The 26,696-nt window shown below is 70.3% G+C and carries 22 protein-coding genes; 14 read left to right on the plus strand and 8 right to left on the minus strand.

Features of this window, described 5'->3' with window-relative positions; translation table 11 throughout:
* The first annotated feature begins 189 nt into the window (after positions 1-189).
* Positions 190-1,119 carry a hypothetical protein gene (locus tag POF73_RS00505; RefSeq protein WP_272112324.1) on the plus strand — a complete coding sequence of 310 codons (930 nt, stop codon included), beginning with the start codon at positions 190-192 and terminating at the stop codon, positions 1,117-1,119.
* 189 nt (positions 1,120-1,308) lie between these two features.
* Positions 1,309-4,431: an alpha-L-rhamnosidase gene (locus POF73_RS00510; RefSeq protein WP_272112325.1), complete on the plus strand. Its 3,123-nt coding sequence runs from the start codon at positions 1,309-1,311 to the stop codon at positions 4,429-4,431.
* Here the strand turns inward: POF73_RS00510 and POF73_RS00515 are convergent.
* The 6 genes from POF73_RS00515 to rhaI form a co-directional block, all read right to left on the minus strand.
* Complete coding sequence (locus POF73_RS00515; RefSeq protein ID WP_272112326.1) at positions 4,404-5,081, minus strand: LutC/YkgG family protein; 678 nt, start codon at positions 5,079-5,081, stop codon at positions 4,404-4,406. The two genes, POF73_RS00510 and POF73_RS00515, sit on opposite strands and share 28 nt — an antisense overlap.
* Positions 5,078-6,574, minus strand: coding sequence for a LutB/LldF family L-lactate oxidation iron-sulfur protein (locus POF73_RS00520; protein WP_272112327.1), 1,497 nt, complete (start codon positions 6,572-6,574; stop codon positions 5,078-5,080). Before POF73_RS00520 ends, POF73_RS00515 begins: the two co-directional genes overlap by 4 nt.
* Positions 6,571-7,326, minus strand: a complete 756-nt coding sequence (locus POF73_RS00525; protein ID WP_272112328.1) for a (Fe-S)-binding protein — start codon at positions 7,324-7,326, stop codon at positions 6,571-6,573. Before POF73_RS00525 ends, POF73_RS00520 begins: the two co-directional genes overlap by 4 nt.
* A gap of 71 nt (positions 7,327-7,397) precedes the next feature.
* Positions 7,398-8,846: a rhamnulokinase gene (locus tag POF73_RS00530; RefSeq protein WP_272112329.1), complete on the minus strand. Its 1,449-nt coding sequence runs from the start codon at positions 8,844-8,846 to the stop codon at positions 7,398-7,400.
* Positions 8,843-10,882 (minus strand): bifunctional aldolase/short-chain dehydrogenase, encoded by a 2,040-nt coding sequence (locus POF73_RS00535; RefSeq protein ID WP_272112330.1) that lies wholly within the window; start codon positions 10,880-10,882, stop codon positions 8,843-8,845. The genes POF73_RS00530 and POF73_RS00535 overlap by 4 nt, the downstream gene beginning before the upstream one ends.
* Before the next feature lie 140 nt (positions 10,883-11,022).
* Positions 11,023-12,183, minus strand: coding sequence for an L-rhamnose isomerase (gene rhaI / locus POF73_RS00540; RefSeq protein WP_272112331.1), 1,161 nt, complete (start codon positions 12,181-12,183; stop codon positions 11,023-11,025).
* Between the two features lie 282 nt (positions 12,184-12,465).
* On the opposite strand from rhaI, the gene POF73_RS00545 reads away from it, so the two are divergent.
* The 10 genes from POF73_RS00545 (at position 12,466) to sigJ (ending at position 23,230) form a co-directional block, all read left to right on the plus strand.
* On the plus strand, positions 12,466-13,983 hold the full coding sequence (locus POF73_RS00545) for a sugar ABC transporter ATP-binding protein (RefSeq protein WP_272112332.1): 1,518 nt from the start codon (positions 12,466-12,468) through the stop codon (positions 13,981-13,983).
* On the plus strand, positions 13,980-15,020 hold the full coding sequence (locus tag POF73_RS00550; protein ID WP_272112333.1) for an ABC transporter permease: 1,041 nt from the start codon (positions 13,980-13,982) through the stop codon (positions 15,018-15,020). Before POF73_RS00545 ends, POF73_RS00550 begins: the two co-directional genes overlap by 4 nt.
* The gene (locus POF73_RS00555; protein WP_272112334.1) at positions 15,013-15,987 is read left to right on the plus strand and encodes an ABC transporter permease; all 975 of its coding nucleotides are present in this window, start codon (positions 15,013-15,015) and stop codon (positions 15,985-15,987) included. Before POF73_RS00550 ends, POF73_RS00555 begins: the two co-directional genes overlap by 8 nt.
* A 104-nt stretch (positions 15,988-16,091) precedes the next feature.
* The gene (rhaS, locus tag POF73_RS00560) at positions 16,092-17,171 is read left to right on the plus strand and encodes a rhamnose ABC transporter substrate-binding protein (RefSeq protein ID WP_272112335.1); all 1,080 of its coding nucleotides are present in this window, start codon (positions 16,092-16,094) and stop codon (positions 17,169-17,171) included.
* Between the two features lie 17 nt (positions 17,172-17,188).
* Positions 17,189-17,509 (plus strand): L-rhamnose mutarotase, encoded by a 321-nt coding sequence (locus tag POF73_RS00565; RefSeq protein WP_272112336.1) that lies wholly within the window; start codon positions 17,189-17,191, stop codon positions 17,507-17,509.
* Between the two features lie 61 nt (positions 17,510-17,570).
* Positions 17,571-19,001, plus strand: a complete 1,431-nt coding sequence (locus tag POF73_RS00570) for a BNR repeat-containing protein (protein ID WP_272112337.1) — start codon at positions 17,571-17,573, stop codon at positions 18,999-19,001.
* An 87-nt stretch (positions 19,002-19,088) separates the two neighbouring features.
* Positions 19,089-20,114: a LacI family DNA-binding transcriptional regulator gene (locus POF73_RS00575; RefSeq protein WP_272112338.1), complete on the plus strand. Its 1,026-nt coding sequence runs from the start codon at positions 19,089-19,091 to the stop codon at positions 20,112-20,114.
* Positions 20,115-20,215: 101 nt separating this feature from the next.
* Positions 20,216-21,517, plus strand: a complete 1,302-nt coding sequence (locus POF73_RS00580; protein WP_272112339.1) for an alpha/beta fold hydrolase — start codon at positions 20,216-20,218, stop codon at positions 21,515-21,517.
* 28 nt (positions 21,518-21,545) lie between these two features.
* Positions 21,546-22,289 carry a PIG-L deacetylase family protein gene (locus tag POF73_RS00585; RefSeq protein ID WP_272112340.1) on the plus strand — a complete coding sequence of 248 codons (744 nt, stop codon included), beginning with the start codon at positions 21,546-21,548 and terminating at the stop codon, positions 22,287-22,289.
* Positions 22,290-22,330: 41 nt separating this feature from the next.
* Positions 22,331-23,230, plus strand: a complete 900-nt coding sequence (gene sigJ, locus POF73_RS00590; protein WP_272112341.1) for an RNA polymerase sigma factor SigJ — start codon at positions 22,331-22,333, stop codon at positions 23,228-23,230.
* 4 nt (positions 23,231-23,234) lie between these two features.
* On the opposite strand, the gene POF73_RS00595 is transcribed toward sigJ, so the two are convergent.
* The gene (locus tag POF73_RS00595) at positions 23,235-23,435 is read right to left on the minus strand and encodes a DUF5999 family protein (RefSeq protein WP_272112342.1); all 201 of its coding nucleotides are present in this window, start codon (positions 23,433-23,435) and stop codon (positions 23,235-23,237) included.
* Between the two features lie 161 nt (positions 23,436-23,596).
* On the opposite strand from POF73_RS00595, the gene POF73_RS00600 reads away from it, so the two are divergent.
* Positions 23,597-24,427 (plus strand): pentapeptide repeat-containing protein, encoded by an 831-nt coding sequence (locus POF73_RS00600; RefSeq protein WP_272112343.1) that lies wholly within the window; start codon positions 23,597-23,599, stop codon positions 24,425-24,427.
* On the opposite strand, the gene POF73_RS00605 is transcribed toward POF73_RS00600, so the two are convergent.
* Positions 24,389-25,912 carry a cytochrome P450 gene (locus tag POF73_RS00605; RefSeq protein ID WP_272112344.1) on the minus strand — a complete coding sequence of 508 codons (1,524 nt, stop codon included), beginning with the start codon at positions 25,910-25,912 and terminating at the stop codon, positions 24,389-24,391. The genes POF73_RS00600 and POF73_RS00605 overlap by 39 nt on opposite strands.
* Before the next feature lie 116 nt (positions 25,913-26,028).
* Here POF73_RS00605 and POF73_RS00610 point away from each other — a divergent pair, with 116 nt between their 5' ends.
* Positions 26,029-26,637, plus strand: coding sequence for a TetR/AcrR family transcriptional regulator (locus tag POF73_RS00610; protein WP_272112345.1), 609 nt, complete (start codon positions 26,029-26,031; stop codon positions 26,635-26,637).
* Positions 26,638-26,696 lie beyond the last annotated feature (59 nt).

A 26,696-nucleotide genomic window follows, 5' to 3' on the forward strand; every position in this document is an offset into this window, starting at 1 on the left:
GACCACATTGGGCGCAGAACCCGTCTTGCCGGGTGTACTCAGCGACACCCCCGACGGGGGGAGGACCCGCTGACGCGGCGCTCGCGTCGAGGCGGAGGTCATGGCTCCGTGACGTCGGTGACCGGACTGGTGCCGTCTGGTGCCGTGGGAGGCTTCCGGCCGTGGGGTCGATGCCGGTACAGATTTCTCATGACGGACAACGGGGGACAGCGCCACCCTTGGTGGCGGGGATTACGTGAGTCGGTCCAAGGGGCGGACACCGAGTTGTGGCCCGAGGGACTGATGGAGGTCGTGCCGGACGGGTTCGACGGCGCCTACGTACAGTTCTGCGATCTGTATCCCGAGCAGCAGGTGCAACTGCAGCTCCTCTACAGTGCCTCGCAGCGCGCCTTCGAACACAGGACACGGGTCTCGGGGCGGGTCGCGGCGGTGCGGGTGCTCGGCAACGCGCTGAGCGATCCACGGCTCGCCGACGCCAAGCCGAGCGACCACCTGACCCTGTATCTCGACGAGGAGATCGCCGACTTGAAGGGCCGGCTCGCCCAGGACGGCGCGACCGCCGTCAGCCGGGGCCTCAACGTCGGACTCGCCGTCGGCTCGGCCGCGAGCCTCGCACTGCTCGCCGTGCCGGTGCTCTGGGGCGTCGGACTGCTCGGCGCTCTGGGCGTGACGCTGAACTGCACCAACCGCTGGAGTCTGCTGGGCGCGTTCGTGTGCGGCGGCGTCGGCGCGTTCGGGGCCGTGCTGAGCGTGCTGGTACGGCTGCGGGGCAGCGCCGACCAGCTGGCGCGGCGCAAGACGGACGGCCGCGAGGGCCTGGTCGTCCCCGGCCAGATGGCCCGCACCATGCGCCACGAGGGCGTGTACCGGGTCTTCGTCGGCTGGATCCTCGCCCTTGCCGTCTACTTCCTGCTCAGCGGCGGCGTCATGCCGGTCTTCGAACCACCCGCCACCACCGCCGAGATCTGTCCGGCCGCGGGCAGCCCGGGATCGGCCGCCCTGGGCACCGAGTTCTGGGGCTTCTGGTGTGCCGTCGGCTTCGTGGCGGGCTTCAACGAGCGGTGGGCCTTCGGCATCCTGAGCCGTGACTCGACGCGCCGAGCGGGCAAGAACACCTGATTCCGTTTTTGAACGGTTTCAATCCGAGCTCCCTGGCTCTCCAGCAGGCCTCTACCGCTGGGGAGTTCTGTTGAAATTTGCCTCGCATTCGTCCTGATCCAGGCATGGACACCATTCACTTCTGCCACTAGCTTCACCGTCGTTCGAGCTGAATCGTTCCAACTCCGAGCAGCCGAAAGGGACTACGGCATGAATGACGGAGTCGACAGCACACAGGGCGACGGGGTGCGTCGAAGGACGGTGCTCACCACGGCACTCGGCGCCGCACCCCTGGCCGTGGCGGGCGGCATCATGGGAGGCGGTCCCGCGTCGGCCGCACCGGCCTCCCCACGCACCGCGGTCGAGGGCCTGACGGTCGAGCACAGGACCAACCCCCTCGGCGTGGACGCCGCCCACCCGAGGTTCGGCTGGCGCCTGAGCTCCTCGGTGCGCGGCCGCCGCCAGTCGGCGTACCGGATCCTGGTGGCCACCCGCCCCGACCGCCTCACCCCCACCCGTGCCGACGTCTGGAACAGCGGCCGGGTCACCTCACCGGACTCGGTCGCCGTGCCCTACGACGGCCCCGCCCTGCACCCCTCCACCCGCTACCACTGGACGGTCACGGCCTGGGACGAGACCGGCCGCCCCACCCCCGCCGCCCCGACCGCCCACTTCGAGACCGGCCTCCTCGGCACCGACGGCACCGCCGGCTGGGACGACGCTCGGTGGATCACCATGGCCGGCAAGAAACCCAACACCCCCGGCGCCCCGCTGCTGCGCAGACAAGCCGCGCTGACAGGCAGTCGTATACGCACCGCCCGGCTCTACATCACCGCCCTCGGCGTGTACGAGGCCCACGTCAACGGCCACCGCGTCGCCGTACCGCAGGGCGCGGGCACCACCCACGAACTGCTGGCCCCGGGCTGGACCAACTACGACAGCACCGTCAACTACTTCACCTACGACGTCACCGACCTGGTCGCGGGGGAGCACCAAGGCCACGTCACCCTCGCCGCCGTACTCGGAAACGGCTGGTACAACAGCCGTGTCTCCGAGAACAGCACGTACTACTCGGCCACCGGCAACCGCCTCGCCCTCAAGGCCAAACTCCTCATCCGCTACGCCGACGGATCCGAGCAGACGATCGTCACCGCCCCCGGCGACGACTGGAAGGCCACCGACACCGGCCCCCACCGCGCCGACGACATCTACGACGGCCAGACCTACGACGCCCGGCAGGAACTCCCGGGCTGGACGGCGAACGGCTTCGACACCTCTGCCTGGGCGGGCACCGAGCAGCACGACTTCACCAGCAGGTTCCCCGACGCGCGGCTGGTCGCCTACCCCGGCGAGAGCGCCCGCCTGGTGCCGGACCGGGACCGCAAGCCGCACTCCATCACCGTCTGCACCGGCGTGTCCGGGCAGGACGGCAGCCCCAACGGCAAGGGCCGTATCGTCGTCGACCCCGCCCGCACGGTCACCGACCCCGCGGCCGCGGCCACCGCGTCCGTGACACTGCGCCCCGGCGACACCGCCGTGATCGACCTCGGCCAGAACATGGTCGGCGTGCCCCGCTACACCCTGCGCGGCCCGACGGGCGCCCAAGTCACCTTCCGGCCCGGCGAGATACTCAACGACGACAGCGCGGGCGCCGACGGCCCCGTCGGCTCGGTCTACCGGGCCAACCTGCGCGCCGCCAAGGCCACCAGCACCTACTTCCTCAAGGGCGACCCCGACGGCGAGACCCACGAGGACTCGCTGACCTTCTACGGCTTCCGCTACGTCTCCGTCACCGCGACCGACACCGTCACCCTCACCCGGTTCACGGGCCGCGTCGCGAGCTCCGCCCTCCTCGACACCGGCACGATCACCACCGACGACACCGACGTCAACCAGCTGATCAGCAACGTCCGTTGGGGCCAGCGCGGCAACTACCTCTGGGTGCCCACCGACTGCCCGCAGCGCGACGAACGCCTCGGCTGGACCGGTGACACCCAGCTCTTCTGCAACACCGGCCTCTACAACGCCGACGCCGTCAACTTCCTCAGCCACTTCGAGGACGTCCTGATCGATTCCCAGAAGACCTACGGACAGGACGGCGCCCAGTTCACCTGGGTCGCACCCGGCTCCCGCTACAACCAGCCGGTGCCCGCGAGCGGTTGGGCGGACTGCGGGGTCGTCGTGCCGTGGACGGTGTGGCAGATGTCCGGCGACACCACCGTCATCGACCGCAGCTGGGCGGCGATGACGAAGTACCTGGACTGGATCCGGCAGCGCACCGGCGACAACTACGCCGGACAGGGCGCGATCTTCGGCGACTGGCTGGCGTTCCAGGTCACCAGTACCCAGCTCATCAGCGACGCCTACTACGGCTACAGCGCCCGCCTGATGGCCGACATGGCCCGCGCCACCGGCCGCGACGCCGACTCCCGTGCCTACGACGAGCTCTTCTCCCGCATCAAGCGGGCCTTCGTGGCCAAGTACCTCGTCACCGACCCCGCCACGGGCGAGGTCACGGTCCGCTCCAGCCTGGGCGAGGCACCGCCGTGGACCGGCGGCAAACCCGAGGACAACAGCCAGACCGCCCTGCTCTGGGTCCTCAAGCTCGGCTTCTACGACACCGAGGCCCAGCGCCGCCGCCTCGTCGAACTGCTCGCCGAGAACATCGGCAACGACGAGGCCTACAAGGAGGCCCACCCCGACAGCACCCGCGTCAAGTACGCCGAGAACACCCTCTCCGTCGGCTTCCTCGGCGTGAACGTCCTCGCCCCGGTGCTCACCGACGAGGGCCGCGTCGACCTGGCGTACAAGCTGCTCCACCAGGACGCCATGCCGTCCTGGCTGTTCTCGGTGCGCAACGGTGCCACGACCATCTGGGAGCGCTGGAACTCGTACTCCAAGGAGGACGGCTTCGGTCCGGTCGACATGAACTCGTTCAACCACTACTCCTACGGCGCGATCATGGAGTGGATGTACGAGGGCATGGCCGGTATCGCCAAGGACCCGGCCCACCCCGGTTTCCGGCACTTCCTCCTCAAGCCCCACCTCGACCCGACCGGCAAGGTCACACGGGTGACCGGGTCGCATCTCTCGCCGTACGGCGAGATCGTCAGCGAGTGGCACAAGGACGACCGGAAGCTGACCTACCGGGCCACGGTCCCCACGAACAGCACCGCGACCCTGCGCATCCCCACCACCGATCCGTCCACCGTCCGCGAGGGCCGCACCCCCCTCTCCCAGGTCGACGGCGTCGAGTACCTGGGCTTCGCGGACGGCACCGCCTCCTATCGACTCCCGTCCGGCCGCTACGAGTTGACGTCCGAGCTCGCCTGATCCCCGACCAGCACCACCTCAAGGGTGCGCGGGCCGTGCACCCCCTCGACCCGGTCCAGCTCGATGTCGCTGGTCGCCGACGGACCGGAGATCCACGTCAACGGACGGGTCGGGTCGAGGCGTTCGAGGGCCTGCGGGACGGAGGAGACGACCTGCTCGGGGACCCGTACGACACAGATGTGGTGGTCGGGGACGAGCGTGATGCGGCGGCGGCCCTGGTCGGGGGAGCCGTCCAGGACGATGGTGCCGGTTTCGGCGACGGCCACGGCACACGCCGTGACCACGCTGTCCACCCGGTCCAGCTCGTGCGGGGTGCTCTCCGCCCGATCCGCGATCTGCTCCACGTCGGCCGCCGCGAGCCACCCGGAGTCCAGCCCGGGTGGCACGAGCACCGTCCGCGCCCCGCGCGCCGCGAGCATCCCGGCGATCGTCGCCGCGAGGTCACCAGCAAGGCAGCGGTGCACGATCGCCCGGTAGTCCGCGAGGTTCTCGGCCAGCAGATCCACTGTCTGCCCGACACTCCGCTCCCCGTGCTCCCGCAGGTAGTCACGCGGAACCGCCTGGTCGTACGGCGTGTCGTCATGCGCTCCGTCCGGTACGTCGGCCAGCGCCCGCCGCACCCGGCCCAGGATCCGTTCCCTGCTGCTCACTTGGCGGCCCCCTTGCCGTCGTTCCCGCCCTGCGTCCGCTGCCACCAGTCCCGGAACGGCTCGGCGGGCACCGCCGGCAGATCCCGGCTGCCGCTCCACGCCTTACCCGGACCCGGCAGCGACCGCGGATGCAGCCGACGGGTGCGCGAGGCGAGCCGCTGCCCGGCCCGCAGGGCGCCGGGACGGGCGAACGTCCAGCGCGCCGCCCGCATCGCGGCCCGCTCGGCGGCATGTCCCTTCGCCGGCTTGAGCACCACCTTGTTGCCGTTCGCCGTCACCTCGCCGCCCTCCACGACCCGCTCCCGCAGATGCACCAGCACCTCGGGAATGTCGATCGCGACCGGGCACACGTCGTAGCAGGCACCGCACAACGACGAGGCGTACGGCAGTGAGGCGTCGATCTCGCTTGTCACGCCCCTCAGTTGAGGACTGAGGATGGCGCCGATCGGGCCCGGGTAGACCGAGCCGTACGCGTGCCCGCCGGCCCGCTCGTACACCGGGCACACGTTGAGACAGGCCGAACAGCGGATGCAGCGCAGGGCCTGGCGGCCGACCTCGTCGGCGAGCGTGTCGGTACGGCCGTTGTCGAGCAGGACCAGATGGAAGGTACGCGGCCCGTCCGCCGCCTCGGAGTCCGTCGTGCCGGTCCACATGGACGTGTACGGGTTCATGCGCTCGGCGGTGGAGGAGCGGGGGAGCGTCTGCAGGAACACCTCCAGGTCTCGCCAGGTCGGGACGATCTTCTCGATGCCGACGACCGAGATCAGTGTCTCGGGCAGGGTCAGGCACATCCGCCCGTTGCCCTCGGACTCCACGACGACCAGGGTGCCGGTCTCCGCGACCATGAAGTTGGCGCCGGAGATGCCGACCTTGGCCCGCAGGAACTTCTCACGCAGATGCAGGCGGGCGGCCTCGGCGAGTTCGGCGGGCGTGTCCGTGAGGCCCTCGGGTGCCGGGCGGCCCCACTCGCCCATCTCGCTGCGGAAGATGTCCCGGATCTCGCCCCGGTTGCGGTGGATCGCCGGGACCAGGATGTGCGACGGCCGGTCCTTGCCCAACTGCACGATCAGCTCGGCGAGATCGGTCTCGTAGGCGCGGATGCCCTCCGCCTCAAGGGCCTCGTTCAGCCCGATCTCCTGCGTGGCCATCGACTTGACCTTGACGACCTCCGACTCTCCGGTCGCCTTCACGAGGTCCGCGACGATCCGGTTGGCCTCGTCGGCGTCCGCGGCCCAGTGGACCGTGCCGCCCGCCGCCGTCACCGACTCCTCCAACTGCACGAGATACCGGTCGAGATGACGCAGCGTGTGGTCCTTGATCCGCTTGCCCGCCTCGCGCAGTGCCGCCCAGTCCGACACCTCGGCGACGGCCTTGGCCCGCTTGGCGCGGATGGTGTGCGTGGCGTGCCGCAGATTGCCGCGCAGCGTCGCGTCGTGCACGGCCTCGTGCGCGGCCTTCGGAAACGCCGGCATCCCGAGATACGTCCCACTCATACGGCCGGCTCCTCCTCCGTGCTCGCCAGGATCTCCGCGATGTGCACCGGCCGCATACCGGTGCCGAGCCGGGCCATGGTGCCGCCGATGTGCATCAGACAGGAGTTGTCGGCCGCGCACAGCACCTCCGCTCCCGTCGACTCGGCGTTGCGCACCTTGTCCGCGCCCATCGCCGCCGAGACATCGGGGTTCTTCAGCGCGAAGGTGCCGCCGAACCCGCAGCACTCCTCCGCCCCCGGCAACTCGACCAACTCCAGCCCCTCGACCGCCTGGAGCAGCCGCCGGGGCCGCTCGCCGAGCCCCAGCCCGCGCAGCCCGTGACAGGTCGGGTGATAGGTCACCTTGTGCGGGTACCAGGCCCCGACGTCCGTCACCCCCAGCACGTCCACCAGGAACTCCGTCAGCTCGTACGTCTTCGGCACCACCGGCGCCAGCGTCGCCGCGAGTGTGTCCCCGCGCCCCTCGGCCCGGGCCCGCTCACCCATCCGCGGGTACAGCTCCCGCACCATCGCCCCGCACGAGCCGGACGGCGTGACGATCGCCTCGTACTCCCCGAAGACATCGGAGAAATGGCGGGCCAGGGGCTCGGCCTCATGCCGGTAGCCGGTGTTGTAGTGCGCCTGCCCGCAACAGGTCTGCGCCATCGGGAAGTCGACGTCGACGCCCAGCCTGGTCAGCAGTTTCACCACGGCGCGCCCGGTGTCCGGATAGAGCGTGTCGTTGATACAGGTCAGGAACAGGGCGACACGCATCGCGGCTCCTAGTGATCGATCATCGGATGAGTGCAGGGTAATGCGGCAGCGCGGCCGCGGGGAGACCCCGTTCACCCCCGGGCGAGCCGGGCCTCCGCCCCGCTCCAGCGCGCCGCGCCCCCGCGCGGCTCATACCGGGTCAACGGCTGGGTACGGGTGAGCAGGCGCCGCCCGTCTCTCAGGTCGCCGACCAGCCCGTGGGCCCGGGCCTGGACGAGGACGTTCCCGAGGGCGGCTGCCTCGGTCGGGCCGGCCACCACGGGCAGCCCGCAGGCGTCGGCGGTCAGTTGGCACAGCAGCGCGTTGCGCGTGCCGCCCCCGACGACATGCACGACGTCCACCGGATGGTCGGCCAGCCGCTGCGCCTCGGCGACGGCCCGGCGATGGGCGAGGGCGAGCGAGTCGAGGATGCACCGCGTGATCTCGGCGGGCGAGACGGGCACCGGCTGCCCCGAGGCCCGGCACGCCTCGGCGATCCGCTCCGGCATCCGCCCCGGCGCCAGGAACGCCGAGTCACCCGCGTCCACCACCGACCGCAGCGCCGGCACCTTGGCGGCGTCCAGCAGCAACGCGCCCAACTCCGGGTCCCCCCAGGCCCGTACGCACTCCTGGAGCAGCCACAACCCCATGATGTTCCGCAGATACCGGACCGTGCCGTCCAGCCCCAGCTCATTGGTGAAGTTGGCGGCCCGGCTCTCCTCGCTCAGCACGGGCGCGTCCAGCTCAAGCCCCGCCAGCGACCAGGTCCCGGTGCAGATGTACGCGAACCGCTCGCCCTCGGCCGGAACGGCGGCCACGGCGGACGCGGTGTCGTGCGACCCGACCGCCGTGACCGGCACCGGCCCGGTGAGCCCGGCCTCCTCCAGCACCTCGTCGCGCAGTACCCCCGCCAAGTCGCCGGGTTGCCGGAGCGGCGCGAACAGCCCCAGGTCGATGCCCAGCCGGGAGGCGATGCCGTACGACCAGTCGCGCGTGCGGGGGTCGATCAGCTGGGTGGTGGAGGCGTTGGTGAGCTCGGTGCCCTGCTCGCCGGTGAGCCAGTACGTCAGGAGGTCGGGGATGAGCAACAGACGCTTGGCGTGCGGCAGTTGGGCCGAGGCTCGGGCGGCCGTCAGCTGGTACAGGGTGTTGAAGGGGGCGTACTGCAACCCGGTCGCGGCGTACAGCTCCCGCGCGGGCACGGTCGCCCACACCTTCTCGGCGACCCCCTCCGTCCGGGAGTCCCGGTAGTGCACGGGATTGCCGAGCAGCGCCCCGTCGGCATCCAGCAGCCCGTAGTCCACGGCCCAGCTGTCGATGCCGACCGAGTCGACCTGCCCGGCCGCCCGCAGGCCGTCCAACACCCCGGCATAGAGGCCGAGCGCATCCCAGCGCAGCCCCTCGGGCACCCGCACCGGCCGGTTCACGAACCGGTGTGCCTCGGTCAGCTCCAGACTGTCGGGGCCGACGCGGCCGACCATGACACGCCCGCTGGACGCGCCGAGGTCGACCGCGGCGTACGACTTCACGGCCGCGCTCACCGCAGGAAGGCGGCCGCGACGCCGGCGTCGACCGGGATGTGCAGCCCGGTGGTGTGCGTCAGGTCCCCGCCGGTGAGGGCGAAGACGGCGTTCGCGACATGGTCCGGGAGCACTTCACGCTTGAGGATGGTGCGCTGGGCGTAGAACTCGCCCAGCTTCTCCTCCTCGACCCCGTACACGGCGGCGCGCTTGGCGCCCCACCCTCCGGCGAAGATTCCCGACCCGCGCACGACGCCGTCCGGGTTGATCCCGTTGACGCGGATGCCGTGCTCGCCCAACTCGGCCGCCAGCAGCCGCACTTGATGAGCCTGGTCGGCCTTGGTGGCCGAGTAGGCGATGTTGTTGGGCCCGGCGAAGACGGCGTTCTTGGAGGCGATGTAGACGATGTCACCGCCCAGCCCCTGCGCGATCATCACACGCGCCGCCTCCCGCGACACGAGGAAGGAACCGCGCGCCATGATGTCGTGCTGGAGGTCCCAGTCCTTGGCCGAGGTCTCAAGCAGCGGCTTGGAGATGGAGATCCCGGCGTTGTTGACGACGAGATCGACGCCACCGAAGGCGAGCACTGCCGCCTTGAACGCGTCGGCGATCTGCTCCTCGGACGTGACGTCCACCGGCACGGCGACGGCCTTGTCGGCACCGCCGAGCTCCTCGGCGACGGCCTGGGCGTTCTCGGCGTTCAGGTCCGCGACGACCACACACGCACCCTCGCCGACCAGCCGCCGCGCGATGGCCTTCCCGATCCCGCTGCCCGCGCCGGTCACCAGCGCGACCCGCGTCGCCAGCGGCTTGGGCCGGGGCATCCGCTGAAGCTTGGCCTCCTCAAGGGCCCAATACTCGATCCGGAACTTCTCGGACTCCTCGATGGGCGCGTAGGTGGAGACCGCCTCGGCCCCGCGCATCACATTGATGGCGTTGACATAGAACTCACCGGCCACCCGCGCGGTCTGCTTGTCCTTGCCGAAGCTGAACATGCCGACCCCCGGAACGAGCACGATCGCCGGGTCGGCGCCGCGCATGGCGGGGGAGTCGGGCAGCGCATGCCGCCGGTAGTAGGCGGCGTACTCCTCGCGGTACTCGGCGTGCAGCTCCTTGAACCGGGCGACGGCTTCCTCCAGCGGAGCGGTCGGCGGCAGATCCAGGACCAGCGGCCGGACCTTGGTCCGCAGGAAGTGGTCCGGGCACGAGGTGCCCAGGGCCGCGAGCCGCGGGTGCTCGGCGCTGGCGAGGAAGTCGAGGACGACGTCGGAGTCGGTGAAGTGACCGACCTGCGGCCGGTCCTGGGAGGCGATGGCTCGGATGACCGGTGCCAGCGCCGCGGCCCGCTCCCGCCGTTCGGTGGCGCCGAGCGCAGCGTATCCCTCGATCACCGGCCCGAAGGGCTCCGGCTTCCCGCGCTCGGCGAGAAACGCCTCGGCGGTGCGGATGATGTGCAGCGAGTTGCGCTCGCACTCCTCGGAGGTGTCGCCCCAGGCGGTGATCCCGTGCCCGCCGAGGATGCACCCGATGGCCTGCGGATTGGCGGCCTGCACAGCGGCGATGTCCAGCCCGAGCTGGAACCCGGGCCGCCGCCAAGGCACCCACACCACGCTGTCCCCGAAACACTCGGCGGTCAGCTTCTCGCCGTCGGCGGCGCAGGCGAGCGCGATCCCGGAGTCGGGATGCAGATGATCGACATGCGCCGCCTCGACGAGCCCGTGCATGGCGGTGTCGATGGACGGAGCCGCTCCGCCCTTGCCGTGCAGGCAGTAGTCGAAGGCGGCGACCATCTCGTCCTCGCGCTCGACACCGGGATACACCTCGACGAGCGCCCGCATCCGGTCCAGCCGCAACACGGCCAGCCCGGCCTCGGTGAGCGTCCCGAGATCGCCCCCGGACCCCTTGACCCACATCAGCTCCACCTCACCGCCGGTGACGGGGTCGGTGCCGGTGCCCTTGGCGGACGCGTTCCCGCCGGCGTAGTTGGTGTTACGGGGATCGGAGCCGAGCCGGTGGGACCGGGCGAGGAGGGCGTCGGCTTCGGGATGGGGAGACATGAGTGTTCAGTCCTATCCAGACGAGGGTGAGGGGAGATGCTTTTAGGGGCGCGGGGCTGTGTCGATATGCGGCTCCGCCGCGTGGGCGCGACCAGCCACATACGGCCCGCAGTCCGGGGACAACGGAAGACGGCAGACGCTCACGCCCCCCAACCGGCCTGCTGCCCACCCACCCGCTCGGCCACGATCTTCTCGGCCCACCCGGACCGGCGGTAGGCGGCCATGGGATCGGCATCAAGCCCCATCTCTCCCCGTACCTCAGCAAGAAGCGGCCGCACATCCGTGTTGTACGCATCCATCACCACGGCATTAGCCCCGAGCACATCCCCGGCAGCCTGCGCCCCGGCCAGAGCGGCGCCGTCGACCAGCAACGCCTTCGCCGTGGCCTCCTGCACATTCATCACCGACCGGATGATCGCCGGAATCTTCGCCTCGATGTTGTGGCACTGATCGAGCATGAACGCGACGTCAGGAGTGAATCCGCCCCCACGCACGACCTCGTACATGATCCGGAACAACTGGAACGGATCAGCCGCCCCCACCATCAGGTCGTCGTCGGCGTAGAACCGGGAGTTGAAGTCGAACCCACCGAGCTTCCCCTCCCTGAGCAGCGTCGCGACGATGAACTCGATGTTGGTGCCGGGCGCGTGATGCCCGGTGTCGACCACGACCTGCGCCTTCGGCCCGAGCTTCAGGCAGTGCGCGTACGCCGTCCCCCAGTCCGGCACGTCCGTCGTGTAGAACGCCGGCTCGAAGAACTTGTACTCCAGCAGCATCCGCTGCCCGTCCCCGAGCCGCTCGTACACCTCCGCCAGCCCCTCGGCCAGCCGGTCCTGCCGCGCCCGGATGTCGTCCTGCCCGGGATAGTTCGTGCCGTCCGCGAACCACAGCTTCAGATCCCGCGAGCCCGTCGCATCCATGATGTCGACGCACTCCAGCAGATGATCGACGGCCTTGCGGCGCACCACCGCGTCCGGATGACAGATGCTGCCCAGCTTGTAGTCGTCGTCCTGGAAGGTGTTGGAGTTGATCGCGCCGAGCCCCACGCCACGCTCCTCGGCGTGTTTCGCCAACGCCGCGTAGTCGTCGACCTTGTCCCAGGGAATGTGCAGCGCGACGGTCGGCGCCACACCCGTGAACGCGTGCACCTGGGCCGCGTCATCCAGTTTCTCCCGCGGCGTCCGTGGAACGCCGTCCTGGGCGAACACCTTGAACCGCGTCCCCGAGTTCCCGTACGCCCACGACGGCGTTTCGACTGCCTGGGTCTTGAGTGCGGCCTTCACCGCGGCGAGCTCGGTCACTGAGGGCTCCTGTGACGTCGGGACGGAGATCGGACGGAAGTCAACTGAACCGCTCCGCTGTGAAACGATTCAAGACGGGAACGTATGAGCCCCCCGAAGGGGTGTCAAGCCCCGCGACCAAGGCCAACGGTTGTGACTCCCCCGCGACCTTCGCTCATCGAAATCTTTTCGACACGGACCCATTGACGTGACATGCGCTCCATGCCTAACGTCCCGGCAACCAAGTTGAAACCTTTCACGACGCCGTGAGGGCCGTCCCGCCGGCGTCGTCGAGGAGCCCCCATGACCCACCCGTCCACCACGGGTCCGGCCCCGGTTCTGGCGCTCAGGGACGTCTCGAAGTCCTTCGGCGCGGTCCGCGCCCTGCGGGACGTCTCCCTGGAGCTGTTCCCCGGGGAGGTACACGCCCTCGCCGGGGAGAACGGCGCGGGCAAGTCGACCCTGATCAAGGCGCTCGCCGGAGTGCACCGGCCGGACGCCGGCCAGGTGCTGCTCGACGGTGCGCCCGTCGTCTTCCACGGCCCCGGCGACGCCCGCGACGCCGGCATCGCCGTGATCTACCAGGAGCCGACCCTCTTCCCCGACCTGTCGATCGCCGAGAACATCTTCATGAGCCGCCGGCCGAAGCGCGCCCTCGGCCGTATCGACCACAAGGCCACGCACGCCGCGACGCTCGCCCTGATGCAGCGGCTCGGCGTCGAACTCGACCCCGACCGCCCCGCGCGCGGCCTGTCCATCGCCGACCAGCAGATCGTCGAGATCGCCAAGGCGCTCTCCTTCGACGCCCGCGTCCTGATCATGGACGAGCCGACCGCCGCACTCACCGGCAGCGAGGTCGCCCGGCTCTTCGGCGTGGTCCGCACCCTGCGCGAACAGGGCGCCGCCGTCCTGTTCATCTCCCACCGGCTGGAGGAGATCTTCCAGATCTGCCAGCGGGTCACCACCCTGCGCGACGGCGCCTGGATCGCCAGTGAGCCGGTCGAGGACATGACCGAGGACGACCTCGTCCGCCGCATGGTCGGCCGCGACCTCGACGAGCTGTACCCCAAGCAGGACGTGAAGCCGGGCGAAGTCGCGCTCAGCGTACGCCGGCTGACCCGCGAGGGCGTCTTCACCGACGTCTCCTTCGACGTCCGGCGCGGAGAGATCGTCGGCCTCGCCGGGCTCGTCGGCGCCGGCCGTACGGAGGTCGCGCGAGCCGTGTTCGGCATCGACCGCTGGGACGCCGGCGAGGTCTTGGTCGACGCCAGGGCCCTGACCAACGGCGCCCCGTCCACCGCCATGGCCTGCGGGCTCGCCCTCGTCCCCGAGGACCGGCGCGCCCAGGGCCTGGTGATGGACATGTCCATCGAGCGCAACATCGGCCTGACCGGGCTTCGTACGACGGTCAGGGCCGGCTTCATGGACCGCGGCGCCGAACGCAGCCGCTCCCTCGACTGGGCCGTCAGGCTCCAGGTCAAGTACGCCCGGATCGCCGACGCCGTGTCGACCCTGTCCGGCGGCAACCAGCAGAAGGTCGTCCTCGCCAAGTGGCTCGCCACCGGCCCCAAGGTGCTGATCGTGGACGAACCCACCCGGGGCATCGACGTCGGCACCAAGGCCGAGGTGCACCGGCTGCTCAGCGAACTGGCCGCCGACGGGGTCGCCGTCCTGATGATCTCCTCCGATCTGCCCGAGATCCTCGGCATGGCCGACCGCGTCCTCGTGATGCACGAGGGCCGCCTCACCGCCGAGATCCCGCGCTCCGAAGCCACCGAGGAAACCGTGATGGCCGCAGCCACCGGGAGGGCCGCCGCATGACGGTGACCACTCCCCAAGAGGCTCCCGTGACCGACGTACCCAAGTCCAGCGGCACCCGCCTGGTCGACCGCGTCTTCAAGATGCGCGAACTCGCCATCCTGGCCGTCTTCGTGGTGATGATCGTCGTCACCCAGCTGGGCAACAGCGAGTTCCTCACCGAGCAGGGCATCAAGGACCTGCTCCTGAACGCGACGATCCTCGTCCTGGTCGCCACCGGCCAGTCCCTGGTGGTGATCACCAGGAACGTCGACCTGTCGGTCGGCTCCACGCTCGGCATCAGCGCCTTCGCCGCCGGAACGTACCTCCAGGACGGCGGCAACCCGGTCGTCGCCGTGCTCCTCGCGGTCCTGCTGGGCATCGGCTTCGGACTGCTCAACGGCCTGCTCGTCAGCCTCGGCCAGGTGCCCGCACTCGTCGTCACCCTGGGCACCCTCTACATCATCCGCGGCATCGACTCCATCTGGGTCGGCTCCCGCCAGATCACCGCGGCCGACCTCCCGGACGGCTTCGTCGACTTCGGCTCCGGCGGCATCTCCGCCGTACCGTGGCTGGCACTGATCGCCCTCGCCGTGCTGGTGGCCACCGCCTACTACCTCAAGCACTACGGCAGCGGCCGCGAGCTGTACGCCCTCGGCTCCAACCCGGAGGCCGCACGCCTCGCCGGCATCCCGGTGCGCAAGCGGATCCTCGCCGCGTACACCTTCTGCGGTGCGCTGGCCGGACTCGCGGGCGCCCTGTACCTGGCCCGGTTCGGCAACGTCGACTCCGGCACCGGCACCGGCTACGAACTCACCGTCGTCAGCGCGGTCGTGGTCGGCGGTGTCGTCTTCACCGGCGGCTCCGGCGGCGTCTACGGCGCGGCGCTCGGCGCGCTGCTGCTGACCTCCATCAACAGCGTGCTGCCCGCCCTCGGCGTCAGCTCCGTCTGGGTGCTCGCCATCAACGGCATCCTGCTCATCCTCGCCATCGCGGTCGACCGGATCGTCGCGCTGCGGGTGGCCACCGCCCTGAAGAAGAGGAACGCCCGCCATGGCTGACTTCTCGCTCGCGCGCGCCGTTCGCTGGGACACGGCGGTCGGCGCCCTGCTCATCGTCGTGCTCCTGCTGTCCTTCACCACGGTCGACGGTTTCGGGAACGCCCTCAACCTGTCGTTCCTGATCGGGAACACCCTCCCGATCGCCCTGATCGCCCTGCCGATGACACTCCTGGTCGTCTCGGGCGAGATCGATCTCTCGGTCGCCTCCACCGCCGGTCTCTCGGGCGCCGTGATGGGTGCCCTGTGGAACCGGGGCATGACGATCGAGACGATCATCCCGATCTGTCTGCTGCTCGGTGTGGTGTGCGGCCTGATCAACGGTCTGCTGGTGACCAGGCTGGGGCTGCCGTCCCTCGCCGTCACCATCGGCACGCTCGCCGCCTACCGGGGCATCGCGCAGATCGTCCTCGGGTCCGACGCGGTGACCGACTTCCCCACCCAGTACCTGGACTTCGCGGCCGGACGCCTCGGCGACACCTTCATCCCGTACGCCTTCCTGCCCTTCCTCGTGCTGCTCGCCATCGCCGTGGCCGCGCTGCACGCCACGCCGTTCGGGCGGTCGCTGTTCGCGATCGGCGCGAGCGAGGAGGCGGCGCGGTTCGCCGGCATCCGGGTCAAGCGGCAGAAGTTGATCCTGTTCACGGTCACGGGGCTGATGGCCTCGCTCACCGGGATCTTCTGGGCGCTGCACTACGCGAGTGCTCGCTATGACAATGCCACCGGTCTTGAACTGTCGGTTGTTGCCGCCGTGTTGCTCGGCGGAATCGACTTCGACGGTGGAAAGGGGACGTTGGGTGGTGCCATTGCCGGCGTGTTCCTGCTGGGGGCGTTGCAGAACGTCATGAGCCTTCAGGACGTTTCCGCCCAGTCCCAGATCGTCGTCACGGGTGTGTTGCTCGTGCTTTCCGTCCTCGGGCCGCGGGTGGCTCGGCAAATCGCCGTTGTGCGTGCTCAATCGTCCGGCTGAAGGCCGTATGTGGCTGGTCGCGCCCACGCGGCGGAGCCGCAAATCGATACAGCCCCGCGCCCCTGAAGGGGCGCTCACCTCAACCTCGTTCAAAGGAAACCGTCATGCGCAAGTCATCCCTCCGCCGTGCCTCCGCCGGCCTCGCCGCCGCGACATCCCTCGCCCTCGCCCTCACCGCCTGCGGCGGCACCACCAAGGAGGACGTCAAGGACGAAGGTGCCTCCGCGGCCACCGCCGGCAAGGCCGACCCGAACGCCGAGCTGAAGAAGGGGCTGACCGTCGGCTTCCTGCCCAAGCAGGTCAACAACCCCTACTTCACCTCCGCGGACAAGGGCGGCGAGGCGGCCCTGAAGGAGCTCGGCTCCAGCTACAAGGAGGTCGGCCCGTCCAGCGCCACCGACACGGCCGGGCAGGTGAGTTACGTCAACACGCTCACCCAGCAGCAGGTCGACGCGATGGCCGTGTCCGCGCAGGACCCGGGCGCGCTGTGCACCGCGCTGAAGCAGGCCATGAAAAACGGCATCAAGGTCGTCACCTACGACTCCGACACCACCGCCGGCTGTCGCAACGCCTTCGTCTCGCAGGCCTCCGCCGAGGACCTCGGCCGCACCGAGGTGCAGCTGCTCGCCGAGCAGATCGGCTACAAGGGCGAGATCGCGATCCTGTCAGCCGCGCAGACCGCGACGAACCAGAACATCTGGATCGACTTCATGAAGCAGGAGCTCAAGGACCCCAAGTACAAGGACGTCAAGCTGGTCAAGGTCGCCTACGGCGACGACGACGCCCAGAAGTCCTTCCAGCAGACCCAGGGCCTGCTCCAGGAGTACCCGAACCTGAAGGGGATCATCTCCCCGACCACCGTCGGCATCAAGGCCGCCGCCCAGTACCTGTCGGGCTCCAAGTACAAGGGCAAGGTCAAGCTGACCGGCCTCGGCACCCCCAACGACATGCGCAAGTACGTCAAGAACGGCACCGTCGAGGCATTCGAGCTGTGGGACCCGGCCAAGCTCGGCGACCTCGCCGCCCGCGCCGCCGTCGCCCTGGTCTCCGGGCAGATCACTGGCAAGGAGGGCGAGACCTTCAAGGCCGGCGACACCACATACACCATCGGCAAGGACGGCGTGATCAGCCTCGGCAAGCCGACCGTCTTCGACGCCAAGAACATCGACCAGTACAACTTCTGAGCCTGGAGCGGTACTTCATGCAGCGCGTCTGTTTTCTGCTCAAGGTCCGTGAGGGCAAGCTCGCCGAGTACCGCGAACGCCATGCCGCCGTGTGGCCGGAGATGCTCGAAGCACTCTCGGCCACCGGCTGGCACAACTACTCGCTCTTCCTGCGCGACGACGGCCTCCTCGTCGGCTACCTGGAGACCGAGGACTTCGAGGCCGCCAAGGCCGGTATGGAGGCCACCGAGGTCAACGCCCGTTGGCAGGCCGAGATGGGCGAGTTCTTCGAAGCCCTCGACGGTGCCCGACCCGACGAGGCCATGAAGCCGCTCACCGAGGTGTTCCACCTCGCCTGACACCCCGCAGGACCCGGCCTCCCCTCCCCTCGCCCCCCACGCCGACAATGGAGCCCCCGAGATGAAGAGACGCACCCTGCTGGGCGCCGCACTCGCCGGAGCCGTCATGACCCCCGCCCTCGCCTCCGGCACCGCCCGCGCCGCGGACCCCGGCCCGTCCCTCACGCTGACCGGCACGACCACGCTCGACACGCAGGCCATCTTCTTCGTGTCGTACGACGGCCTGGTCAACAACAACGCCTTCCAGAAGAACGGCCTGCTGACCTACAAGGGCTACCAGTACGCCGTCTGGTACACCGCCGACCGCAACGCCGTCGTGGCCCGCCGCGCCCTCGGCGCCGGCACCTGGTCCACCGTGAAGGTCGGCCACACCCTGCGCTACGACGACTCCCACAACGTGATCTCGATGGGAATCTCCAAGGTCGACGGGCGCCTCCACCTCAACATGGACTCGCACAGCGACGGCTTCACCTACGTCAAGTCGGTCGCCGGTCTCGTGGACAACCCGGCCGGCCTGAGCTGGACCGCGAGCCGTTTCGGAGCCCCCCAGTCCACCCTGGACGGCCTCGCCCTCACCTCGCAGTTCACCTACCCGCAGTTCGTCTCCACCCCCGACGGCAAGCTCCAGCTCAGCTACCGCGTCGCCGTCTCCGGCAACGGCCGCAACGCCCTCGCCGAATACGACGGTTCGACCTGGACCAACCTGGGGGAGTGGAGCAGCTCCACCGGCACCTACACCAGCGAGCACGGCTCCTCCACCGCCCGCAACATGTACCTGCACGGCATCGACTACGACAAGAACGGCCGACTGCACTCCTTCTTCACCTGGCGCGAGCAGAACGGCGCCGTGATGTGCAACGGCGGCGGCATCACCAACCACGACACCGGCTACGTCTACTCCGACGACCGCGGCCGCACCTGGCGCAACAACGCCGGCACCGTCGTCGGCACCACCGGCGGCTCCGACAAGGTCGCCGTCACCGACAGCGGCCTGGTGATCGACGCGCTCAACCCGGACCACTCCCTGATGAACCAGGAGAGCCAGTTCACCGACTCCGCCGGCCGTCCGCACGCGATCATCAGCTACGTCCCCGGCCGGTTCGGGCAGTGCACCACCGACTACGTCGCCGACCGCACGGCCAACGGCCGCGCCTTCCACGTCCGCAAGAACTCCTCGGGCACCTGGCAGAAGACCGAGATCCCGGTCCCGCTGAACTCCAGCCAGCGCACCAAGCTGATCCTGGACAAGTACGACAACGCGTACGCGATCTTCCCGTTCTGCCGGATAGCCGGAGCCTCCAAGGCCTCCGGGTACACGGACTGGTCGATCCTCTACGACGGCGTCACGGCCGGGCTGAACGCGTTCGGCGAGGTCGTCATCGACGAGACGCGCGTCGGTCAGGACAACTTCCTGTCGATCATGTACCAGGAGAAGTCCAGCGGTACGACGCCCTCGGCGCTGCGCAACCTCAACTTCCGCCTGCCTGCCTGATCGCAGCCGTTGTGGGCGGCTTGACGGTAATGTGAAGGCCTTCCCGCCGCCCCACGTCTCAACTGTCTCCCTGGAGGTCCCTGCCCGATGGCCCAGTCGGTGGGTATCAAGGATGTCGCTCGCGCCGCCGGAGTCTCCGTCGGTACGGTCTCGAACGTCATCAACCGTCCGGACACGGTCGCGACCGAGACCCGGGCACGGGTGCAGTCCGCGATAGACCGGCTGGGCTATGTCCGCAGCGAGTCCGCCCGCCAGCTGCGCGCGGGGCGCAGCCGGATCATGGGCCTGCTCGTCCTCGACATGGGCAACCCCTTCTTCGTCGACGTGGCGCGCGGCGCCGAGCGCACCGCACGCGACGCCGGGCTCGGCGTGATGGTCTGCAACAGCGCGCAGAGCCCGAGCGAGGAGGCCGACTACCTGTCGCTCTTCGCCGAGCAGCGGGTACGCGGCGTGCTGCTCACCCCCGCCGACGCCACCGGCCGCAACATCGAGACGTTCCGGCGGCACAACATCCCCTTCGTCCTCGTCGACCGGGTCGCCGAGGGCACCACCGAGTGCTCGGTCTCCGTCGACGACGTCGCGGGCGGCGCGCTCGCCGTACGCCATCTCGTCGACGCCGGGCACCGCTCCATCGCCTACGTCAGCGGCCCGCCCGGCCTCAACCAGGTCCGCGACCGCCGCACCGGCGCCCTGAACGCGCTGCAGGAGGCCGGTCTCGGCCCCGACTCCCTGCGCGAGCTGCCCACCGAACGGCTCGACGTCGCCGCGGGCCGGGACGCCGGCGCCCGCCTGCTCGGTCTCGCCGAGCGCCCCACCGCCGTCTTCTGCGCCAACGACCTGCTCGCCCTCGGCGTCCTGCAGGCCATGTACGCCGCGGGCGTCGGCGTCCCCGACGACCTCGCGATCGTCGGCTACGACGACATCGAGTTCGCGGCCGCCGCGGCCGTCCCCCTCACCTCCGTACGGCAGCCCGCCGTCACCATGGGCACCCTCGCGGCGGAGATGCTGCTGGAGGAGACGGAGGAGGAGACCGGGACGAGGCGGCACGAGCACCGGCGTGTCGTACTCCAGCCGGAGCTGGTGGTGCGCCGGTCCAGCCTCTCGGCCCGCTGATCCGCCATTCAGTACGATTTCATGATCCCGGGGCTCGGTCGGCGGACGAACATGTGCTGAACTGGGACGCGGCCCGAAAACCCTGCGTCCCGGGAGCCCTGTTGACCGTCAGCTACCGCCAGCCCGGCGTCGTCCTCACCGACCGCCACTTCACCGTGCCCCTAGACCACGGCGCCCCGACGGGGGAGACGATCGAGCTCTACGCCCGTGAGGTCGTCGCGAGCGACAAGGCGCACCAGGACCTGCCGTGGCTGCTCTACCTCCAGGGCGGCCCCGGCTTCGGCGCGAACCGCTTCGTCGGCAGGGGTGCCTGGCTCGGCCGCGCCCTGAAGGAGTACCGCGTCCTGCTCCTCGACCAGCGCGGCACCGGCCACTCCACGCCCGCCAACCGGCAGACGCTCCCGCTGCGCGGCGGCCCCGCCGCCCAGGCCGACTACCTCACGCACTTCCGCGCCGACGCGATCGTCCGCGACTGCGAGGCGATCCGCCGTGAGGTGACCGGCGGCGCCCCCTGGACCGTCCTCGGCCAGAGCTTCGGCGGCTTCTGCACGGTCAACTACCTCTCCACCGCCCCCGAGGGACTGACCGCCGCCGTCATCACCGGCGGCCTGCCCTCGCTCGACGCCCACGCCGACGACGTCTACCGCGCCGCCTTCCCGCGCATCGAGCGCAAGGTCGCCGCGCACTACGCCCGCTACCCGCAGGACGTCGAGCGCGCCCGCCGTATCGCCGACCACCTCCTCGCGCACGACGTGGTCCTGCCGAACGGCTACCGCCTCACCGCCGAGGCCTTCCAGTCCCTCGGCATCGTCCTCGGCGGCAGCGAGGGCAGCCACCGCCTGCACTACCTCCTGGAGGACGCCTTCGTCCGCACCCCGCAGGGCCCGGCCCTCTCGGACGCCTTCCAGGAAGAGGCCCAGGGCCTGCTGTCGTACGCGAGCCACCCGCTGTACGCCCTCGTCCACGAGGCGATCTACGGCCAGGGCGCCCGCCCCACCGCCTGGTCCGCCGAGCGGGTGCGCGCCGAGTTCCCGCAGTTCGACGCGGCCAAGACGCTCGCGGGCGACGGACCGCTGCTGTTCACCGGCGAGACCATCCACCCCTGGATGTTCGACAGCGACCCGGCCCTGCGCCCGCTGCGCGAGACCGCAGACCTCCTCGCCGCCCGCACCGACTGGACACCCCTGTACGACTCCGCGCGCCTCGCCGCCAACGAGGTGCCGGTGGCGGCAGCCGTCTACCACGACGACATGTACGTCGACACCGCCCACTCCCTCGCCACCGCCCGCGCCGTCCGCGGTCTGCGGACCTGGGTCACCGACGAGTTCGAGCACGACGGCGTACGGGCCGGCGGCCCCCGTGTCCTGGACCGGCTGCTCGCGCTCACCCGTGACGAAGCGTGATGTCGTTGTCACACGTTAGGGTGCGGGCATGACCGAGCCGACGATCACTCAGCTGAAGCCCATGCCCGACGACTGGCGGCGCGCACTCGCCGTCGTCGCGCACCCGGACGACCTTGAGTACGGCTGCTCGGCGGCGATCGCCGGCTGGACGGACGCAGGCCGTGAGGTCGCGTACGTCCTGGCGTCCCGCGGCGAGGCCGGCATCGACACGCTGGAGCCCGCGAAGTGCGGCCCGCTGCGGGAGCGCGAGCAGCGGGCCAGCGCCGCCGTCGTGGGCGTGACCGCGGTGGAGTTCCTCGACCACCAGGACGGCGTGATCGAGTACGGCACCGCCCTGCGCCGCGACATCGCCGCCGCGATCCGCCGGCACCGGCCCGAGCTGGTGATCACGCTCAACCACCGGGACACCTGGGGCGGCGTCGCCTGGAACACGCCGGACCATGTGGCGGTCGGCCGGGCCACGCTGGACGCGGCCGGTGACGCGGGCAACCGCTGGATCTTCCCGGAGCTTGCCGCCCAGGGACTGGAGCCGTGGAACGGCGTCCGCTGGGTCGCGGTCGCCGGTTCCAGCACGCCCACGCACGCGGCGGACGCGACGGCCGGTCTGGAGCGCGCGGTGCGCTCGCTGCTGGAACACCGCACCTACATCGAGGTGTTGACGGACGAGGACCCGGAGACGTACGCCCGCCGCTTCCTCACCGGGAACGCGGAGGCGACGGGGGAGCGGTTCGGCGGGAAGCCTGCCGTGGCGTTCGAGTTGTTCAGCCGGTAGTGCCGACCGGCTGACGGAAGAGACGGGGGAGACGGGGAGACGTGAACGATACGGAACTGCTGGCGGACCGCTTCGAGGAGCACCGCGGCCATCTCAAGGCGGTCGCCTACCGCATGCTCGGCTCGCTGTCCGAGGCGGAGGACGCCGTCCAGGAGGCCTGGCTGAAGCTGAGCCGCAGCGACGCGGACGAGATCGAGAACCTCGGCGGCTGGCTGACCACCGTGGTGGGCCGGGTCTGTCTGGACATGCTGCGCTCACGCACCCGGCGCCATGAGGAGCCGCTGGACGACACCTTCGTCCCGGACCCCGTGATCCGGCCGCTGTCGCAGATCGACCCGGAGCAGGAGGTGCTCCAGGCCGACTCGGTGGGCCTGGCACTGCTGGTTGTGCTGGAGGCGCTGGAGCCCGCCGAGCGGATCGCGTTCGTGCTGCACGACATGTTCGCGGTGCCCTTCGACGACATCGCACCGATCGTGGAACGCACCTCGGCCGCGACCCGCCAGCTGGCCAGCCGTGCCCGGCGCCGGGTGCGGGGTGCCACGCCCTCGACCGAGCCCGACCTCGGCAGACAGCGGCAGGTCCTGGACGCCTTCATGGCGGCCTCCCGCGCGGGGGACTTCGAGGCGCTGCTCGCGGTCCTCGACCCCGAGGTCGTGCTGCGCGCCGACTCGGGGCCGCTGGTCCGCGGTGTCGCGGCGTCCAAGGTGGTGCGCGGCGCCAAGCCGGTGGCCGAACAGGCGCTGCTGTTCCGGCAGTTCGCGCGGCACACGCAGTTCGCGCTCGTGCTCGTCAACGGCACGATCGGGATCCTCAACGCCCCCGAGGGCAAGCCGCAGTCGATCATGGCCGTCACCATTGCCGACGGCCGCATCACGGAGATGTACATCCTGGCCGACGCCGAGCGTCTCGGACGCCTGGACCTGACCGGTCTGGACGCCTGACACCTCAGGCGGCCACCGCCAGTGCACCGACCGTACGGCGCGGGCTCACCACCCGCCCGTCCGGGAGGAGTTCACCGGTGTCGTCGAAGACGATGATGCCGTTGCACAGCAGGCTCCAGCCCTGTTCGGGGTGGGCCGACACGATCACGGCGCAGGGGTGCTCGGGGCTGTCGGCGATGGGGCACGGGGGCTGGTGGCTGCACATGACGGCTCTCCTCGGTTTCCTCGATGCGGTGGTGCTCCTGTTTCCGTCGGCTCGTATCTCTGTAGTAGCCGAACTTGTTTTCCGTTGTATGAGAGGGCCCCCACACCGGCGGGACCTCATCGGTGAGGTTTCGTTCCGGGGCAGACATTAGGCTTGAGGGCATGCAAGATCATCCCGTCGACCTCGTCGACCTGCACGGAGACTGCGCGAACTGCTTCGGGCTGTGCTGTGTCGCGCTGCCCTTCACCGCCTCGGCGGACTTCGCGCTGGACAAGGACGCCGGGACGCCCTGCCGCAATCTCCAGGACGACCACCGCTGCGGCATCCACGCCCGGCTCCGGCAGAGCGGCTTCAGCGGCTGCACGGTCTACGACTGCTTCGGCGCTGGACAGAAGGTCTCGCAGGTCACCTACGCCGGGAAGGACTGGCGCACCGCCTCCAGCGAGGACGCCCGCCGGATGTTCGACGTCTTCCCGGTCGTCCGCCAGCTCCAGGAGCTGCTCTGGTATCTGACCGAGGCGCTCACCCTGCCCGCCGCCCGTCCCCTCCACGCAGAGCTGCGCGAGATCCGGGAGACGACCGAGGAGCTCACCCGCCGGACCCCGCGGGAGCTCGCCGAGCTGGACGTGTCCGCTCACCGGCAGGAGGTCAACGTCCTGCTGCTGAAGACCAGTGAGCTGGCGCGGGCGGGCGTACGGGGCCGCAAGAAGAACCGTCGGGGCGCCGACCTGATGGGCGCCCGTCTCAAGGGCGCCGACCTGCGCGGCGCGAACCTGCGCGGTGCCTACCTCATCGCCGCCGACCTGACCGGCGCCGATCTGCGCGGCGCGGACTTCATCGGCGCCGACCTGCGTGACACCGACCTCACGGACGCCGATCTGACCGACGCCTTCTTCCTGACCCAGCCCCAGCTGAACGCGGCCCGCGGCAGCGCGGGCACCCGGCTGCCCGGCTCAGTCGTCCGCCCGGTGCACTGGACAGCGCAGCTCTGACGGCACGCGCTCATCCGTCCGGGACGGGACGCGTGCCGGGTCCGTCGGGGGCGCCGCCCGCCGCTCCAGCCGCAGCCGCAACCCCTCCGGCATCAGCGTCAGCCGCTCGGTCACCCGCAGCCGATAGGCCGGGTCGCCGCGGACCTCGTACCGGCGCAGCAGCAGCCCGAGCACCAGCGTGGCCTCGTGCAGCGCGAACTGGCGCCCGATGCACGCCCGCGCCCCCGTCCCGAACGGCTTGAAGGTGTGCGGCGGCCGGGTGCGTACGGCACCGGGCTCGAAGCGGTCCGGATCGAACCGCTCGGCGTCCGCGCCCCACACCTCGGGATCGCGGTGCAGCATCGCCGTGAGCACCAGCGCCCAGGCGCCCCGCCGCATCGGATGCACCCCGCCGAGCACGGTGTCCTCGCGGGCCTCCCGGGCGAAGGCGGGCGCAGTCGGCCACAGCCGCAGCGCCTCGTCGAGTATCCGGCGCACATACCGCAGCCTCGCCACCTGGTCGTAGGCGGGCACCGCCGTGTCGCCCCAGACCCGGTCCACCTCGGCGCGGGCCCGGGCCGCGACCTCGGGGTGCCGGGAGAGGTAGTGCAGCGCGAAGGAGAGCGCGCCCGAGGTGGTCTCGTGGCCGGCCACCAGGAAGGTGATGACCTGCCGGCGGACGTTCTGCGCGGACAGCCGCTCGCCCGTCTCGGGGTGCGTGGTCTCCAGCATGCGGTCCAGCAGGTCGCCGTCCCCGGGCCCGTCCGTCGTACGGGCGCGGACCAGGTTGTCGACCGTGCGGTTGAGGTAGGCGATGTCGTCCTGGTTGCGGCGCGCGGCACGCCGTAGCAAGGCCTGCACCGGTACCGAGTTGAGGCGCTGGGCGTAGGTGAGCGTGCCGACCATCGCGGTCACGAAGGGATGCGGGCGGGCGCGCTCGAAGGAGCCGAAGTCGTGCCCGAAGCCGGTGCGGGCGATGGTCTCCAGGGTCAGCTTGGTCATGTCGCCGGGTACGTCCACCGAGCGGCCCGCCGCCAACGCGCGGTCCCAGTGGGCCATCAGCCGGTCGGCCACGCCCAGCATCATCGGGTGGTAGGCGGCCATGGCCTCCCGGCTGAACCCGGGCGCCAGGACATCGTGTGCCAACTGCCAGTTCGGTTCGTGGTTGTACGCCGTGAACAGGCCGTCCCCGGCGACCGGCCGCAGATTGGCGACGCCGAGCCCGACATGCTTGGCGAAGCGCGACTCGTCCGCCATGTCGGCCGCGAGTCCGGCACCCCACACGAACACGAACTCCCGGTTGAACGCCCTGCGCCGGAAGATCGGCCCCAACTGCCGGGCGTAGCGCAGGGAGTCCTGCAGCGGCGTACGCCGACTCGCGCCGATGACATCGCCCAGCAGCGGCAGCCGGTGCGGGGGATGCGGGATGCGGGACAGCTCAGGCCAGCCCTGCTCGGCGCTGCGGAATCCCTTCGGGAGCCCGGTCCCGGTCGTCGTCTCCGCCATGACGCGATCTCCCTCGATCCGGCGACACCGTGCGACGCGATGCCTGTTGTACGTGGGTTCAATAACGCGTTTCAGTCTGGTCCCGCTGTTGAATCCACGTCAAGTAAAGTGCGGACATGGCCGCGAACCAGGGTGGGCGCACACGCCGCCGGCTCAGCACCGAGGAGCGTCGTGAGCAGCTCCTGGCGGTCGGGGCACGGCTGTTCTCGGAGAGTCCGTACGACGACGTGTGGATCGAGCAGGTCGCGGAGATCGCCGGTGTCTCGCGCGGGCTGCTCTATCACTACTTCCCGACCAAGCGGGACTTCTTCGCGGCCGTCGTCGAGCGGGAGAGCGAGCGCATGCTGCGGATGACGGCCGCCGTACCCGGGGTCCCGGTGCGCGAGCAGCTCTCCGCCGGTCTCGACACGTTCCTGGAGTACGTCCAGGACCATGCCCACGGCTACCGCGCCTTCCATCGCGCCGACGCCGCCGGTGACCAGGCCGTGCGCAAGGTCTACCAACGGGCCCTGGCCGCACAGGAGGAGCAGATCCTGGCGGCGATGGCGGCGGATCCCGAGTTCGGCCCGGTCTTCGAAGGGCGGCGCGACGTCAGGATCGCCGTACGGGGCTGGCTGGCGTTCACCACGGCCGTGTGCCTGGAGTGGCTGAGGGGTTCGGAGCTCTCCCGTGAGCAGGTGCGCGACCTGTGTGCCCGCGCGCTGCTGGGTGTCGTCACTCCCTGAGCGCCCCTTACTCCTGCAAGGAGATCACATCGGATCGGCGTGGCCGGTTGGCGTGCGGC

The sequence above is a fragment of the Streptomyces sp. HD genome (assembly GCF_028369295.1).
In the GTDB taxonomy this organism is placed as follows: domain Bacteria; phylum Actinomycetota; class Actinomycetes; order Streptomycetales; family Streptomycetaceae; genus Streptomyces.